We start from the raw sequence: 15,788 nt of genomic DNA on the forward strand, positions 1-15,788 counted from the left end.
GCCTCGCCCGTGCCTCGGAGGCGGTGCGTTCGCTGCGCCGGAGCGGCATCGAGGCGGCGCGGCCCTACGAGTCGACGCTGCCGGAAGCGGAAGCGACGCTGAAGCGGCTGCGCGAGCGGCAGATGGAGATCCAGGCGGCCGATGACGCGCTGTTCGAGATCGATACCGCCTCGGGACCGGTCGTCATCGCCGAGAAGCTCGCGGAGCAGGGTTTTGGTCCGCGCATGAAATCGACTGCCGACGACGTGCTGGCGCGCCTGAAAGCCAAGCGCCCGCCCGCAGCCTGAAACCTCAAGCCTGAAACCAAGCCAACTTCCAACCTCGCAACATCAAGGAGACGACCATGAACCAGACCATCCAACCCCACAGCGGCGCCTGGGTCACCTTCACCTACGCGTCCTTCGCGGCTTCCGCCTTCCTCGTCGCCATCGGCGTGTTCTTCCTGCCGATCAGCCCCTGGATGCAGGGCTATCTGACGATGGGCATCGTGATGCTGATCCAGACCTGCATCACGCTCACCAAGACCGTCCGCGACAACCACGAGAGCAGCAGGCTCGTCAACCGCATCGAGGACGCCAAGGCCGAGCGCCTGCTGATGGAGGTCTCCAAGGCGGCGTGAGGCTGAGCCAGGGACGAAGCGGCGGGTGTTTCTTCACCCGCCGTCTTGGCCGTGAAGGCGAGAGGACGTCACCCCGCCACCACAACGGCCTTGCGCGTACCACAACCCCGGTGTCGTCCCGGCGCAGGCCGGGACCCAACCACGCATGCTGATTGCTGCGCACCGCTCGAACGTCGAGTCCCGTCCACTACACCCGCCGCGGCGTATGGGTCCCGGCCTGCGCCGGGACGACCCGGGGAGAGAGTCTTCGCTGCCTCGCGATGACGGAGATAGACTTACAACCGACACGGCAAACTTGCGTGGCTTCCTGAAGCCCTTGTTTACCCTGCGGCAAACAGCGCCAGGTTGCGCTCATCGCTCCTTAACAGGGGCGAGTGCAGAGATCGCGCCCGAGGGACAGAGAAATGGCGTCCACGGATGATCCGACCCCGGCTTCGCGCGGCGGCAGGGGTTTTGCCAAAGGACTTGCGAAGGCGCGCGCGGCCTTTGACGGCCTGCGCAGCCATGCCGGCTTCTGGCTGAAGGCGCTGTCGCAGCCGACCATCGATCTTACCTTGCGCACCCAGGCCGGCCAGCGCACCCGCATCGTCGAATCGCCGGGGCTGTCGTTGCCGAAGGACGAGCTCGATGCGCTGGTCGGGCAGCTGCGCATCGTCGCCGCCAAGACGCTGCCCGAGGAGAGCCTGACCTACGGCATTTTCTCCGGCGAGCCGGAGCGGCTGTCACGCGCCGTCATCACGCTGATCTCGGAAGAAGACACGGGGCGGCCGATCGCCTTCAACGCGCTGTCGGTGATGGACGTGCCGCTCGACGGCGAGCCGACTGAAGTGACCCATCTCGGCCTCGTGATGGTCGATCCCGATGTGCGCGGGCAGGGGCTGTCCTGGGTGCTTTACGGCCTGACCGCGCTGGTGCTGTTCGCCCGCGACGGCTTGCGGCCGAAATGGATCTCCAACGTCACCCAGGTGCCGGCGGTGGTCGGCATGGTCAGCGACACCTTCTCGGACGTGTTCCCGTCGCCGCTGCCGGGCGCGCGGCAAAGCTTCGCGCATCTGCAGCTCGCGCGCGGCATCATGGCCAGGCATCGCGCGGTGTTCGGCGTCGGCGAGGAGGCCGGCTTCGACGAGGCGCGTTCGGTCATCACCAACGCCTATACCGGCGGCTCGGACGCGCTGAAGAAGACTTTTGAGATCGCACCGAAGCATCGCAATGCCGTCTACAACGAATTTTGCGAACGGGAGCTGGACTACGGCCGCGGCGACGATGTGCTGCAGCTCGGCCGCGTCGATCTCGCCGGTGCGCGCCGTTATGTCATGAGCGAGGTGCCATCGGGCTCGCTGCCGGCATTGCTCGCAGCATCCGCGATGCTGGCGCTGCAGCGGCTGGTACTGCCGGTGGTGTACTGGATGGACGACAGCCGCGCCTTCGGCACCTTGCGGCCGCGCAGGCAGGACAGCGGGACCGTGCGATGAACTTCGACTATTACTCCTTCACCGGCCGCAACATCGGCTTCATCGACGAGCACGAGCAGCAGCTGCTGCGCCAGGCGCGGGTGTTCGTCTGCGGCGTCGGCGGCATGGGCGGCGCGGCCTTCATGGCGCTGGCGCGCGCCGGCGTCGGCAAATTCGTGATCGCCGACATCGATCGCTTCGAGGTCTCCAACCTCAACCGCCAGGTGTTCGCCTTTGCCGACGAGGTCGGCCGCGAAAAGGCGGAAGTCGCCGCCGAAGCTGCGAAGCGGATCAACCCGACCATCGAGATCGAGGTGCTCGGCGAGAACTGGACCAGCGAGCTCGCCGGGATCGCCGGGCGCTGCCCTGTCATCGTCAACGGCATGGACGACATCGCCGCCGGTGTGCATCTGTACCGGACCGCCAAACGCGCCAAGTCGACCGTGATCGACGCCTACATGTCGCCGCTGCCGTCGGTGATCGTGGTGCGCCCGCACGATCCGCGGCCCGAGCAGCGCCTCGGCTTTCCCACCCTCGGCAAGGACTGGAAGGCGATTACCGAGGACGACCGCCGCGCTGCGATGCGTGCCGAGATCGAGCACGTGATGCTGCACTCCTCGTCGCGCAACTACGTCGATCTCGCGATCGCCGGTGAAGTCGCGGCCGGCCGCCGCAGCCGGATGTCGTTCGCGCCGATGGTGATCTCGACCGGCATGCTGATGGCCTATGAGGCGGTGGCCCTGATCCTCGGCCGCACCTCCGGCACCGATTGCCGCGGCTGGTTCCTCAACCCGCACCGGCCGGCGATCGAAAAGCCGCGCAATCCGCTGATCGCCGCCCTGATGCGCCCGCTGGTGCGGCGGGCGATCGATCAATTGACGGGCGTCGCATGACCTCGGGGGTGATCGCCGATTCCATCGTCAATCTCTGCGGCGCCATCGGCGTCGCGGTGGCGATGATGACGTTCTACCGGCGCGATCCCAGGAGCCCGCTGACCCGCCGCCTGCTGCTTGCACTCGGCGTGATCGCACTCCTGTTCCTCGACCGTGGCCTCGCCTGGTGGGGCGGAAGCTTTGTGCTCGATCGTCTCTCGGTGATCCCGGCCGCGCTGATCCCGCTCGGCGCGCTGATCGTCACCGAGGGCATCCTGCGGCGGCATGCGCCGCGCACGGTGAAGATCGCAGCGCTCGGTGGCGGCATCCTGCTCGGTCTCGGCGGCACCTTCGGGCTGCAGCGCTTTGTGATGCCCTATGCGATTGCGCTGGCGCTGTTCCAGCTGCTGGGCTTCGCCACCTGCACGCTGCTGTTGGCGACGCGCGACCGCGCCGCGCTGATGGCCTCGGAAAACCGCAGCATCGGCCGCATGGCGGTCGGCGCGCTGGTGGTGATCCCGTTCATCCTCACCGATTTCCGCACGCTGTTTCCCGACATCCCGGTGCGGCTCGGTGCGCTGGGCGCGCTGCTCACGGTGACCGTGATGCTGATCGCCGGCGGCGGCGCCGAGACCCGCCGGCATGGCCTTGCGATGATGGCGCTGCGGCTGATCTCTTCGGGCCTGCTCGGCCTCGCCGCCGCTTTCATGGCGCCCGACGTCGACGCCGCCCAGATGGTCCGCTTCGTCGCGGTCGCGATCGCCGGCGTCCTGACCATCGGCTTGATGACGGACGCGCTGCGCGCGCTGTTCGAATCCCAGGAGCCGGGCGTGCTCAACTCGGTCGCGGCGTCGCCGGCGCAGACCAGGGAGCAGCTGATTGCCGAGCTGGCGCGGCATCCGATCTTCGAAAGCGCGCGGCGCTTCCGCGAGGACGAGCTTGGGCCTTACGATCCGCCGTTGCTCCGCGACTTCCTGTCGACGCGGCGTGTGCTCCGCCGGTCCGAAGCGCCGTGGGGGCTGCCGACGACCGACCCGGCCGCCGAGCGCATGGTGTCGCTGATCTCAGCCAACAGCGCCTCCCACGTCATCGTGCTCGGCCATGATCCGCTCGACCTGATCGTGCTCGCCGTTCCCGTGACCGCGGCCGATCCCGCCACCGAGACCGCGCTGGCGCTGGTGCGGCGGCTATTGGCATTGACCCCGGAGGCCAAATGACGCTGGAGATCCGGGAGGGCGATCGCAGGGCAGCATTCGACGCCGCCCTCAATGCCTATGGGCCCGACAGCCTCTACGTGCCGCCGCTGTGGAGCGATTTCGACCGGATGTTCGATGCCGCGAAGAACCCGTTCGTCACTGAAGGCCATGGCCGCTATGCGCTGTTCTCGGCGCATCGCGACGGACGGCCGGTCGGCCGTATCGCCGCCTCGATCCACGATGCCTCCAACCGCAAGCACGGCACCCGTCACGGCGCGTTCGGCTTCTTCGACTGTGTCGACGATGTCGAAGTGGCCGATGCGCTGCTGCGCGCCGCCGAGCAATGGCTGTCGGCGCGCGGCATGAGCCGGATCGCCGGCAACTTCAATCTCACCGCGATGCAGCAGATCGGCGTGATGACCGACGGGTTCGACCATGCGCCGTTCACCGACATGATGTGGTCGCCGCCGCATATCGCGCAGCATCTCGAACGCTCCGGTTATACTGCGACGTTCCCGATGACGACGTTCGAGATCGCGCTCGACGATGGCAAGCCGGAGCAGCTGCTCGGCGACAAGCAGCGCGCGGTGCTCGCGGACAAGGACTTTGTCTGGCAGCCGATCAAGCGCTCCGCCTTCAAGGTGCGGCTGGAGGATGCGCGCCTCATCCTCAATGACGGCTTTGCCGACAATCCGATGTTCGTGCCGCCGACCGCGGCTGAATACCTGTTTCAGGCCGGCGACATGATGTGGATCATCGACAAGCGGATTTCGACCGTGGTCTATCACCGCGGCCGGCCCGCCGGCGCGATCATCGCGATCCCGGACCTCAATCCATTGATCAAGGCGATCGGCGGCCGGATCGGGCTGACCGCACCGTTCAGATTCGTGCAGCATCGCATGCTGAACACGCGCGCCGTGCTGATCTATCAGTCGGTCTGCCGCGACCTGCACAACCGCGGCCTCAACGGCGCGATGCTCTACCGCACCGCGCTGGCGTTGCAGCAGGCCGGCTATCGCACGCTCGGCGGCACCTGGATCGCGGACATCAATGCTCCGTCGCTGCGCCAGGTCGAGAAGGCCGGCGCCACGCCGCTGCACCGGCTGCATCTGTTCACCAAGCGGCTGGCCGCGGCATGAGCGAGCTGACGCCGGATCTGCTGCGCGAGCTGGTCGCGGAGGCGCGGCTGGCGCCGAGCGTCCACAACATCCAGCCGACCCGCTGGCGGCTGCTCGGCGACGGGCGGCTGGCGTTGGTCGACGATATCAGCGTGCGCGCGCCGGTCGCCGACCCCGCGGGGCATGATGTTCTCGTCTCGCACGGCGCCGCGCTGGAAGGCATGAGCCTCGCGCTCAACCGCCGCGGCCTTGCGATCACGGCCATGACCACGATCGAGCAGCCGCTGTCGCCGCAACTTGCCGCGCTTTGCAGCTTTGCGATCAGGCAAGGCGTCGCGCCCGATTCATTGGCCAGCCATGTGGCGCGCCGCATGTCGTGGCGCGGCAGATTCGCGGCGTCGCCGGACGACACCGCGCCGCTGGTGCAGCTTGCCGTCGCGCGTGACGATTTGATCTGCATCAGTCATCGCCGGACGATTGCCGATATCGCCGGCTGGGCCGACCAGGCCGAATTCTCCTTTGTGCACGGCGACGACTATCGGGCCGAGCTGCTCGACTGGATGCGGCTGTCGCCCAGCCATCCGCACTATCTGCTTGATGGCCTCAATCGCGACGCGCTCGCCATGAGCGCGGTCGAGGCCACCGCCGCCCGCTTCGTGCTCGGCAGCCTGTTCAGGCCGCTCGATCGTCTCGGCCTCGCCGCAGCGCTGCTCGCCGACCGCGCCAAGACCGCCTCGGCCTCGGCGATCGTCCTGTTCTGCCGCCCGGTCGGTGAGGATCCACTCACGACGGGGCGGCATTTCTACCGCAGCTGGCTGGAGATCGATCGCGCCGGGCTGGCGGCATGCCCGATCTCGGCGCTGGCTGATCACCCTGACTTCAATGAGCGGCTGCGAAAGCTCGGCAAGGTCGGCACAGACCTCCGCCTCGTCAACGTGTTCCGCGTCGGCCGGCCGGCCAAACCGCTGAAACCGCGGCATTACCGGATGCCGGTGGATCGCTTGATCGTCTGATCGGTACCCCCTGTCAAAGCTTCACGCGGCCGTGCTAAGAGGCGGCCCGCAAACCAATGACCGGTGGGATGATGTCGAAGCAATCGTTGCGCGAGGAAGCGGAACGCCTGATCCGCGAGACCATGGAAAAACGGAACCTGGTCATCAAGCAGGGGACGACCCGGATCGAGGCGGTCTGCGGCAAGTGCGGCGCGCCGAACCGGGTGCAGGCGGAAAAGGGCCAGACCCGCGTCAAGTTCACCTGCAAGAACTGCGACCATAAGCAGGAAACGCTGTAGGCACGCCTGTCGCGTAGGGTGGGTTGGCTAACCTCCTGCGATCTTAAACCCGTCATCCTGAGGTGGCCGCTTCTTCAGCGGCCCTCGAAGGATCGACGGCCACCAGCTGGGCCGTACATCCTTCGAGACGCGCTACGCGCTCCTCCAGCGACAAAGGCGAAGCCTTTGCGCGGGGATGACGGTGATAGTGCTTAGGGTGGGTGGAGCGAAGCGATACCCATCAATTGCACCCGTACCCGTGCGGCGAGATGATGGGTATCGCTGCGCTCTACCCATCCTACGATTCTATGCCGCGCCCGACAACGCCTCCACGTCATTGCGAGCGAAGCGAAGCAATCCATCCCTCCGCGTATGCGGTCCTATGGATTGCTTCGTCGCTTCGCTCCTCGCAATGACGGGTGGCGCTCACTTCCCCTTCACGAACGCCGCGAACGCATCGCCGTAATCCTTGTGCCAGCGCGACAGCGGCGGGCGGTTCTCGACGATGTCGCCGGCGGCCCACAGGATGCGGCGTTCGTCGAGCGCGCGCGGCACGTCGTTGTCGGGGCAGAGGATGTAGAAATCGCCGGCTTCGAGGTGCTCGATCATGAAGTCGATGGTCTGTTCTGCCGTCCAGGCGCCGGCCGGCTTCTCGGTGCGGCCGCGCGCGGTCAGCCCGGTGAAGACGAAACCCGGGATCAGCAGATGCGCCGTGAGCTTGCAGCCGTTGGTGTTGCGCAGCTCGTGCTGCAGCGCCTCGGTGAACGCCTTCACGCCGGCCTTGGATACGTTGTAGGCGGGATCGCCCGGCGGCGTCGTGATGCCCTGCTTGGAGCCGGTGTTGATGATCAGCCCCGGCCGCCCGCGCTTGATCATGTTGGGCGTAAACGCCTGAGTGCCGTTGATCACGCCCCACAGATTGACGCCAAGGATGCGCTGCCAATTGTCCGCGGGCCCGAACATCGCGCTGCCGGGCTGGATGCCGGCATTGTTCATCAGGATGTCGGTGCCGCCGAATTTCTTCGCGACCGCGGCTTCGAGATTTGCGACCTCGTCCGCGCGGCTGACGTCGACCGCAGCGGTCATGATGTCGGCCGCGCCGCCGGGTGCCGCAGCTGACAGTTTTGCCGCGGCCGCCTTCAGCCTGTCATCGCCGAGATCGACGATGCAGACCTTCATGCCGGCTTCGGCGAACCGCACTGCGGCGGCAAGCCCGATGCCGGATGCACCTCCGGTGATCACGGCAACATGATTGGCTGATATCACGGGGTGGGGCATCGGTCGTCTCCGGACACATATGTGGCTGAGGTTAGCATAGCGTTTTCAAGCGAAGTGGTTCCCGGTTCGCGTGAAGAAAACGCGTCAAACAAGAGAACCCTTACCTAGCATATCGCGCGCACGACGCAGGCGCATGGGAGGTTTTCATGCGCGCTGCCCTCGACAACGCCGGCTCCGCTTTACGGTTTCGCGCCTGCGCTGTAGAATCGCCGATATAACGCTTCCAAAAGACCTCAGCCGACAATTTGACAGGGAGTGCAAACATGGCTGTTTCGCAAGCTATTCCGATCACGCGCCATCCATATGCCGACGGCTCTTACAAGAAGATGCTGATCGACGGCAAATGGATCGACGCCGCCTCCGGCAAGAAATTCGAAACCCACAATCCCGCCACCGGTGAATTGCTCGCGACCGTCGCCGAGGGCGACGCCGAGGACATCAACCGCGCGGTCGCGGCGGCGCGCCGCGCCTTCGAAGGACCGTGGAGCAAGGTCAAGCCGTTCGAGCGGCAGAACATGCTGCTGAAGCTCGCCGAGCTGGTCGAGGCCAATTTCGAGGAACTGTCCCAGCTCGACACGCTCGACATGGGCGCGCCGATCAGCCGAACCCGCGGCAACCGGCTCCGCTCGCTCGGCATGCTGCGCTATTACGCAGGCCAGGCCACCGCGATCCACGGCGAGACCATCGAGAACTCGCTGCCCGGCGAGATCTTCTCCTACACGCTGAAGGAGCCGATCGGCGTGGTCGGCGCCATTATTCCCTGGAACGGGCCGCTCACCGCCTCGATCTGGAAGATCGGCCCGGCGATCGCGACCGGCTGCACCGTGGTGCTGAAGCCGGCCGAGGAATCGCCGCTCACCTCGCTGCGCATCGGTGAGCTCTGCATGGAAGCCGGCATTCCGCCCGGGGTCGTCAACGTCGTGCCGGGCTATGGCGAGACCGCGGGGGGCGGCGCTGGCGTCGCATCCCGATGTCGACAAGGTCGCCTTCACCGGCTCGCACGTTACGGGACAGTCGATCATTCGCGCCTCGGCCGGCAACCTCAAGCGTGTCTCGCTCGAGCTCGGCGGCAAGTCGCCGGACATCGTGTTCGCCGACGCCGATCTCGACGCCGCGGTGCCGGGGGCGGCGATGGCGGTGTTCGCCAATTCCGGCCAGATCTGCAGCGCCGGCACGCGGCTGTTCGTCGAGCAGAAGGTCTATGACGAATTCGTCGGTCGCGTCGCCGAGTTCGGCAAGAAGCTGCAGGTCGGCAACGGCCTCGACCCCAACACCCAGATCGGGCCCTTGGTGTCGCAGCAGCAGATGGACCGCGTCTCCGGCTATCTCGACATCGGACAGAAGGAGGGCGCCAAGGCGCTGGCCGGCGGCGGCCGCCTCACCGAGGGCGCGCTGTCGAAGGGCTATTTCGTGCAGCCGACCGTGTTCGCCAATGTGCAGGACAACATGCGCATCGCGCAGGAGGAGATCTTCGGCCCGGTGATCTCGGCGATCTCGTTCAAGGATCCGGACGAGCTGATCAAGCGCGCCAATGCCACCACCTTCGGCCTCGGCTCGGGCGTGTGGACCACCAATGTCAGCAAGGCGCACCAGGTCGCGAAGGCGCTGCGCGCCGGCTCGGTCTGGGTCAATTGCTACCAGGCGATGGACCCCGCGGTGCCGTTCGGCGGCTACAAGATGAGCGGCTACGGCCGCGAGTCCGGCAAGCAGCACGTCGAGGAATATCTCAACGTCAAGGCAGTCTGGATCAAAACGGGCTAGCGCCGGGAAGCTCGCTGCCTCTCTTCACCTCTCCCCGCCAGCGGGGAGAGGTCGGATTGCATCGTCAGATGCAATCGGGGTGAGGGGGTACAGGTCTCAACTCTCGGCTTGCTCGCGGAGCGAAGCCCGTCACCCCAATTATTTTCGGAATATTAGAAATATATCCCTGATTTGCCTGACGTGTCAAGTTGCCGTGTCGAACGCCGGCCGCAGCCGGCGCCGCCTTTGCATGGGGTTGTTTTCGATATTTTCGTAACGCGTCCCTGCGACGGCGCCGGTTCTTGTGACTACCGCCCGGCGGCCCTCTTCGGCTTGCCGATGTCGCTGCGCAGGGCCTCGAGCTCCTTGCGCACGGCTGACGCCGCGTCGCGCTCGATCTTGCGGTAGCGCGCCACCAGGGAGAGGCCGAACGGGGTCAGCACCGCGCCGCCGCCGTTCTTGCCGCCGGTCTGCCGCTCCACCGCCGCCTGCCGGCAGATGCGGTTGATCTCGTCGACCAGGTCCCAGGCGCGCTTGTAGCTCATGTCCATGGCGCGGCCGGCGGCCGAGATCGACCCGCATTCCTTGATCTGCTCGAGCAGCAGGATCTTGCCCGGCCCGATCCGGTCCTCGGCATCGAGGTCGATGCGGACGCTCAGGGAGGGGAGCGATGAGGCGCTCGATTTCGACATGGGAGACCTTCTCTCGGCAACAGATTGCCACTACCTCCTTTTATGAACAAGATGAACCCGTTAGATAACGGGAAATCGCAAAGAATATTTGGGGTAGGCATGACTTCTCCGTCGCTGTTTTCGTCGCTCAAGGTCGGTCCCTATGAGCTGAAGCACCGTGTCGTGATGGCGCCGCTGACGCGGATGCGGGCGGCACGGCCGAGTCTGGCGCCGCGGCCGATGAACGCGGAATATTACGCTCAGCGCGCCACGCCGGGCGGCCTGCTGATCGCGGAAGCCTCGCCGGTGGTCGCCACCGGCTTCGGCAATCCCGGCGTTCCCGGCATCTACAGCGAGGCCCAGATCGCGGGCTGGCGCGAGGTGGTCGATGCCGTGCACGCCAAGGGCGGCTTGATCTTCCTGCAACTCTGGCACGTCGGCCGCGTCTCGCATTCCTCGTTCCAGCCGGACGGCGCGCTGCCGGTGGCGCCGTCGGCGGTCGCGATCCCTTCCGAGTTCAAATGCATGACGGCGGACGGCAGGGTGGTCGAGTACGAGACGCCGCGCGCGCTCGAGACCGAAGAGGTCGCGCTGATGGTCGAGGCCTATCGTGAGGGTGCGAAGAACGCGCTCGCCGCCGGCTTCGACGGCGTCGAGATCCACGGCGCCAATGGCTATCTGATCGAGCAGTTCCTGCAATCGCGCAGCAATGTGCGGACCGATCAATATGGCGGCTCGATCGAGAACCGCGTGCGCTTCCTGCTGGAGGTGACGCAAGCGGTGACCGAAGTGTGGGGTGCCAACCGCGTCGGCGTGCGGCTTTCGCCCTACGGCATTGCCAATGGCAGCGGCGAGGCCGATCCGATGCCGCTCTACAGCCACGCCATCAAGGCGCTCGACAAGTTCGGGCTCGCCTATCTGCATTTCATTGAGCCGCGCGCCTCGGGCACCGGCCGCGCCGAGGTCGACTGGCAGAACGTGCCGTCGGCGATGGTGCTGTACCGCCCGATGTGGAGCGGGGTGCTGATCACGGCCGGCAATTTCGTCGGCGACAGCGCGGAGCGCGCGCTCGCCGAGGGTCATGCCGATGCGATCGCATTCGGACGCTATTTCATCTCCAACCCGGATTTGCCGCGCCGCCTGCAGCGCGGCTATCCGCTGACCAAGTACAACCGCGCCACCTTCTACGGCGGCGAGGAGAAGGGCTACACGGACTATCCCGTGCACGACGAGCTGGCGCAGGCGTAGCGCTTCGTAATCTTCGTAGCCCGGATGAAGCGAAGCGTAATCCGGGGCCCTTTGCATTCGTGGATCGATCGCCCCCGGATTTCGCTTCGCTGCATCCGGGCTACGATGGCTCGACCAGCAAACCGGGAGACCCCGATGTTTCCGGACGACGAGTTCGAGCCGACCAAGAAGCCGAAACCCGTGGCGCTGGCGAAGCCCGCGGCCGGCCAGTGCCTGTGCGGCAAGGTGCGGTTCGAGATCGATGTGCCGGCGCGCTGGGCCTGGCACGATCACACCGCCGCCAGCCGCCGTGCGCACGGCGCGGTCTACGCGACCTATGTCGGCAGCTGGAAGAAGCGCTTCCGCATCACGCAAGGCGAGAGCGAGCTGTCGCAATACGAGGATGCGAAGAACAAGACCGCGCGCAGCTTCTGCGCCAATTGCGGCACACCTGTTATCTACGAACGCGCGCGGTCGCCGCACATGGTGAACATCCCGCGCGCGCTGTTTTCGGGGCGCACCGGCCGCCAGCCGCTCTATCACATCGCGATCGAGGAATTGCAGGAGTGGGCCTACACCGGCGAGCCGCTGGTGCCGCTGAAGGGCTATCCCGGCGTGGTCTGGCAGCGTTCGAAAAAGAAGAAGCGCAGTGAGCGCGAGGGGATGTTCTGATGCCTGATCCGGAAAAGTGCGAAGCGGTTTTCCGAAAGATCATGCACAAACAAAGGATGCGAGCTGCGCTCGTCAGCTTCCGGGCAGGACGGCTGCACGGAAACGCCGGCCGCGTCAGTGCTTCACGTAGATGACCTCGTCCGTTCCGGCGTATTCCTCGGTCCATCCCCTCTTGTCCACGAGGAACCTCTTCAGAGGTTCGTGGGCCTTCACCCAGAGCACCGTATCGATCTTGTACTTGTCGAGGACGGCGTCCCAGGCGGCCTCATCGATTTCCCATTTGATCAGGCTGAAATAGTCGCGCAGCAGCTCATCAGGGTAGGCGGTGGCTGACCGGCCATCGATGAATACGGGCACCGCACCACGCGTGTAGAAGATCAAGAGACCACCGACGTTCCAGTGGTTCAGCAGCCGTGCATGCGGAAAATGTGTCTGCAGATAGCGCGCATCCTGCTCTGACAGCAGCTGCGGAAGCGCGAGCGCCGGTTTGACGTATATCAGCGTCAGCGGCAGCGCGCACATTCCGACGATGCCGGCAACCAGCAACGCGCCTTGGACCTTGAGATCGTTCAGTCGCTTGGGCAGCAGCCGATCCAGGTGCAGGGCCAGCGGCACGGTCGCGAACATGAAGAAGAACGACATGTATCTGTATTGATAGAATCCCAGCAGCAGGAACAGCCAGGCCAGCAGCCGCGACTCCAGAGGAGCGGGCGAAGCCACGGGGTGGCGCAGTTCGAACGCAATGAATATGGCGATATAGATGATACCGGGAACGCTTCCCGGCATCGTGAAGTTCGCAGCGTAAGACCACCACTCGGTGATGTGCGCCTGCGCAAAGTGGCCCAGCGTGGTCGCGACGCCGTTGTAGATATGCCAGCCCAGAGGATTGATCAGAATGGCGACAAGGCATCCTGCGCCTGCGAGACTGTAGATCCTAACGCCTGTCCAGTCCCGCCTGAGCAGGGACACCGCGCCAAAAAAACCAATAAGGAAAAGCCCGAGCATGAAGCCGCCATGCAGGTTGGCCCAAAGGACCATCATCATGGGCAGCAAGAACCATCGGGTTCGTTTCAGGCACTCTGCGTAGAAGACGACGCAGAACAACATGGTCGGGGTGTTCGGCGACACCGAGAGATAGGAATTCGGGGCGGTCGCAAAGGCGGGATAAAGCAGGCATGCGGCCAGAACGGAAATGCCGACCGCAAGCGTCGAGGCGCCGTTGCTCAGGCAGATGGATGTGAGATATCCGGTGATGACGGCGCCACATGCAACGATTGCCAATGTGAGACCGGTACACCCCGTATATTGAAACACCACGCTGGCGATCACGTCCCAGAGCCAGGAGAGGTTATACCATTGCCTGTCGCCGAGGGTGAAAGACCACGGATCCTGGAAGGGGATATTGCCGCGCTCTCTGATCAGGTCGCCGGCGGCGAGGTGCCATCCCAAATCGAGGTGGCCCAGCAGGAGCGGCCCGTTTGCCAGGTAGTACAGGGATGAGAACGCGATCAGGAAGAGGTAGATCCCCAGCTTCGCGAGCTTGATCGTTCCTGGTCCCCTCTCAAGCCTGGTGCCGTTCCAAGCCGCCAGCGCGTCCATGAATGAGTCCTGCGATCCAAGCGGGCCGCCTGCGGGCCCTGCGTGCTTTTCTGCCTGCCCGATGAATGCAAACAATCGCCGCTTTAGGGCACTCTCGCTAAAGTAGCGTTAATGTCGGCGGCGCAATTCGATGGTGCCCGCCGACGGAGTTTCCTGGAACTTGCGATCATCATGGTGCTCGCATGGTCAATGCCAGGCGCGCGCCTGCGGAATGCGGCCATGACCGGCCGCTCAATTGCTCCCGAAGCGCAAGTTTGGTCATCTCCTCGCCTGCCGTCGGCCAACGCGCTGGCAGGCCTGGAGGGAACATGAAGAACCGCATCACCGGCCGTTCGGCATTCTTGGCGTTGCTGAAGGATGAAGGCATCACGCATCTGTTCGGCAATCCCGGCACCACCGAATTGCCGATCATGCATGCGTTGAAGGACCATCCCGATCTCACCTATGTGATGGCGATGCAGGAGAGCCTGGTCGTCGCGATGGCCGACGGCTTCAGCCGCGCCTCCGGCAAGCTCGTCGCCTGCAACGTCCATGTCGCGCCCGGCCTCGGCAATGCGATGGGCTCGCTCTACAACGCCAGCTTCACCGGCACGCCGCTGATCCTGACCGCCGGCCAGCAGGAGCAGGGCCACGGCCTGACCGAGCCGGTGCTTTACGGCCCGCTGGTGCAGATGGCCACGCCCTTGGTGAAATGGGCGGTCGAGGTGACGCGGCTCGAAGACCTGCCGCGCATCGTGCGCCGCGCCGCCAAGATCGCGACCACGCCGCCCACCGGACCGGTGTTCATCTCGCTGCCCGGCGACATCCTCAATGCGGAGGCCGGCATCGAGCTCGGCCGCTCCACCCGGGTCGACACTCGCGTCCGGCCGTCGGAGGATTCGCTGAAGGCGCTTGCCGCACGCATCCTCAAGGCGGAGCGCCCGGTCATCGTCGTCGGCGACGAGATTGTGAAAAGCGACGCGCTGCGCGAGGCGGCCGATCTCGCCGAGACGCTGGGCTGCCCGGCCTGGCAATCGTCGACGCCCTATGGTGCGCACTTCCTGTCCGAAAGCCCGAGCTTCATGGGCGCGATCGCGCGGCTGCAGAAGGTCGCGCGCGACGTGCTGGCGCCGCATGATCTGCTGATCGCGCTCGGCGGCGATCCCTTGCGGATGTCGGTCTATAGCGAGGTCGACCCGTTGCCGGACGGGCTCTCGATCGTGCAGATCGGTCTCGTCGACAGCGATCTCGCCAGGAATTATGGCGCCGAGATCGCGGTGAAGGCTGACGTCAAGGAAACGCTGCGTGCGCTGGTGCCGGCATTGAAGGAGCTCGGTGGCGGCGCGCTGGAGACGCGCGCCAGGCAAGGGCTGGCGGCGCTCGCACCGAAGAACTGGGCGGCGAAGCGCAAGGCGCTGGTCGAGCAGATCTCGAAGGCGAGCCAGACCTCGCCGATCGATCCGGACTGGCTGGCGTTGCAGGTCGTGGAAGCGATGCCTGACAACGCGATCCTGGTCGACGAAGGCCTGACCTCGTCGCGCCAGATCATTGCGCTGCGCGCGCATCGCGACCGCTACGGCTATCACGCGCTCGCGTCCGGCGGCATCGGCTGGGGCCTGCCGGCCGCGGTCGGCGTCAGCCTCGCCAATCCGGAGCGTCCGGTGGTGTGCTATTCCGGCGACGGCTCGTCGATGTATTCGATCCAGTCGCTGTGGACCGCAGCCAACCACAAGCTGCCGCTCAACTTCGTCATTGTGAACAATGGCGGCTACCGCATCATCAAGCAGCGCTTGCTCGCCTTCCATGGCGACGACAACTATGTCGGCATGGATTTCATCGATCCGCCGGTCGATTTCACCGCGCTTGCGCGTTCGCTCGGGCTCGAGGCGATCAAGGTTACCGACCCGCAGGAGCTGAAGGACGTGATGAAGTCCGCGTTCAGCCGCCCCGGCGCGAAGCTGATCGAAGTGGTGGTAAGCAATTCGGTGAATTGAGTTTCGCCGCGTTCGCTCAAACTATCCCCGTCATCCTGAGCAACCGTTAGCTTGCGGGGTGCATCGGCTGCCACGGAGTGCCGCGAGCGACGACAGTATTGA

At 65.4% G+C, this 15,788-nt stretch carries 13 protein-coding genes and 2 pseudogenes; 12 read left to right on the plus strand and 3 right to left on the minus strand.

The annotated features are described in order from the left end of the window. From AC628_RS31950 to AC628_RS31985, 8 genes and pseudogenes are all read left to right on the plus strand, one after another. Positions 1–287 (plus strand): annotated as a pseudogene (locus tag AC628_RS31950) (PspA/IM30 family protein); the annotation flags it as partial. 56 nt (positions 288–343) lie between these two features. Next, positions 344–619, plus strand: a complete 276-nt coding sequence (locus AC628_RS31955) for a YiaA/YiaB family inner membrane protein (protein WP_074130739.1) — start codon at positions 344–346, stop codon at positions 617–619. Positions 620–1,023: 404 nt separating this feature from the next. After that, positions 1,024–2,091, plus strand: coding sequence for a GNAT family N-acetyltransferase (locus AC628_RS31960; RefSeq protein WP_210190289.1), 1,068 nt, complete (start codon positions 1,024–1,026; stop codon positions 2,089–2,091). Then, positions 2,088–2,963 (plus strand): HesA/MoeB/ThiF family protein, encoded by an 876-nt coding sequence (locus tag AC628_RS31965; protein WP_074130740.1) that lies wholly within the window; start codon positions 2,088–2,090, stop codon positions 2,961–2,963. Before AC628_RS31960 ends, AC628_RS31965 begins: the two co-directional genes overlap by 4 nt. Then, the gene (locus AC628_RS31970) at positions 2,960–4,159 is read left to right on the plus strand and encodes a hypothetical protein (protein WP_074130741.1); all 1,200 of its coding nucleotides are present in this window, start codon (positions 2,960–2,962) and stop codon (positions 4,157–4,159) included. Before AC628_RS31965 ends, AC628_RS31970 begins: the two co-directional genes overlap by 4 nt. Continuing rightward, entirely contained in the window at positions 4,156–5,277 is a 1,122-nt protein-coding gene (locus AC628_RS31975) for a GNAT family N-acetyltransferase (RefSeq protein ID WP_074130742.1), read from the plus strand. Before AC628_RS31970 ends, AC628_RS31975 begins: the two co-directional genes overlap by 4 nt. After that, positions 5,274–6,269, plus strand: coding sequence for a nitroreductase family protein (locus tag AC628_RS31980; protein ID WP_074130743.1), 996 nt, complete (start codon positions 5,274–5,276; stop codon positions 6,267–6,269). The genes AC628_RS31975 and AC628_RS31980 overlap by 4 nt, the downstream gene beginning before the upstream one ends. Positions 6,270–6,340: 71 nt before the next feature. Then, complete coding sequence (locus tag AC628_RS31985) at positions 6,341–6,547, plus strand: hypothetical protein (RefSeq protein WP_035651034.1); 207 nt, start codon at positions 6,341–6,343, stop codon at positions 6,545–6,547. Positions 6,548–6,952: 405 nt separating this feature from the next. Here the strand turns inward: AC628_RS31985 and AC628_RS31990 are convergent, their stop codons facing one another. Beyond that, entirely contained in the window at positions 6,953–7,804 is an 852-nt protein-coding gene (locus AC628_RS31990; protein ID WP_074130744.1) for an SDR family NAD(P)-dependent oxidoreductase, read from the minus strand. A 263-nt stretch (positions 7,805–8,067) separates the two neighbouring features. On the opposite strand from AC628_RS31990, the pseudogene AC628_RS31995 reads away from it, so the two are divergent. Continuing rightward, a pseudogene (locus AC628_RS31995) lies at positions 8,068–9,565 on the plus strand (aldehyde dehydrogenase family protein). A 287-nt stretch (positions 9,566–9,852) separates the two neighbouring features. Here the strand turns inward: AC628_RS31995 and AC628_RS32000 are convergent. Continuing rightward, positions 9,853–10,236: a winged helix-turn-helix domain-containing protein gene (locus tag AC628_RS32000; RefSeq protein ID WP_074130745.1), complete on the minus strand. Its 384-nt coding sequence runs from the start codon at positions 10,234–10,236 to the stop codon at positions 9,853–9,855. Positions 10,237–10,335: 99 nt separating this feature from the next. Between AC628_RS32000 and AC628_RS32005 the strand changes: the two genes are divergently transcribed. Then, positions 10,336–11,463 (plus strand): alkene reductase, encoded by a 1,128-nt coding sequence (locus AC628_RS32005; RefSeq protein WP_074130746.1) that lies wholly within the window; start codon positions 10,336–10,338, stop codon positions 11,461–11,463. Between the two features lie 135 nt (positions 11,464–11,598). Then, a complete protein-coding gene (locus tag AC628_RS32010; RefSeq protein ID WP_074130747.1) occupies positions 11,599–12,114 on the plus strand; it encodes a GFA family protein in 516 nt (171 codons plus the stop codon). 114 nt (positions 12,115–12,228) lie between these two features. Here the strand turns inward: AC628_RS32010 and AC628_RS32015 are convergent, their stop codons facing one another. Beyond that, a complete protein-coding gene (locus tag AC628_RS32015; RefSeq protein WP_074130748.1) occupies positions 12,229–13,713 on the minus strand; it encodes a hypothetical protein in 1,485 nt (494 codons plus the stop codon). A gap of 308 nt (positions 13,714–14,021) precedes the next feature. Between AC628_RS32015 and AC628_RS32020 the strand changes: the two genes are divergently transcribed. Continuing rightward, complete coding sequence (locus AC628_RS32020; protein WP_074130749.1) at positions 14,022–15,686, plus strand: thiamine pyrophosphate-binding protein; 1,665 nt, start codon at positions 14,022–14,024, stop codon at positions 15,684–15,686. Positions 15,687–15,788: the final 102 nt, after the last annotated feature.

This window comes from Bradyrhizobium sp. NAS96.2 (assembly GCF_001908235.1).
Taxonomy (GTDB): domain Bacteria; phylum Pseudomonadota; class Alphaproteobacteria; order Rhizobiales; family Xanthobacteraceae; genus Bradyrhizobium.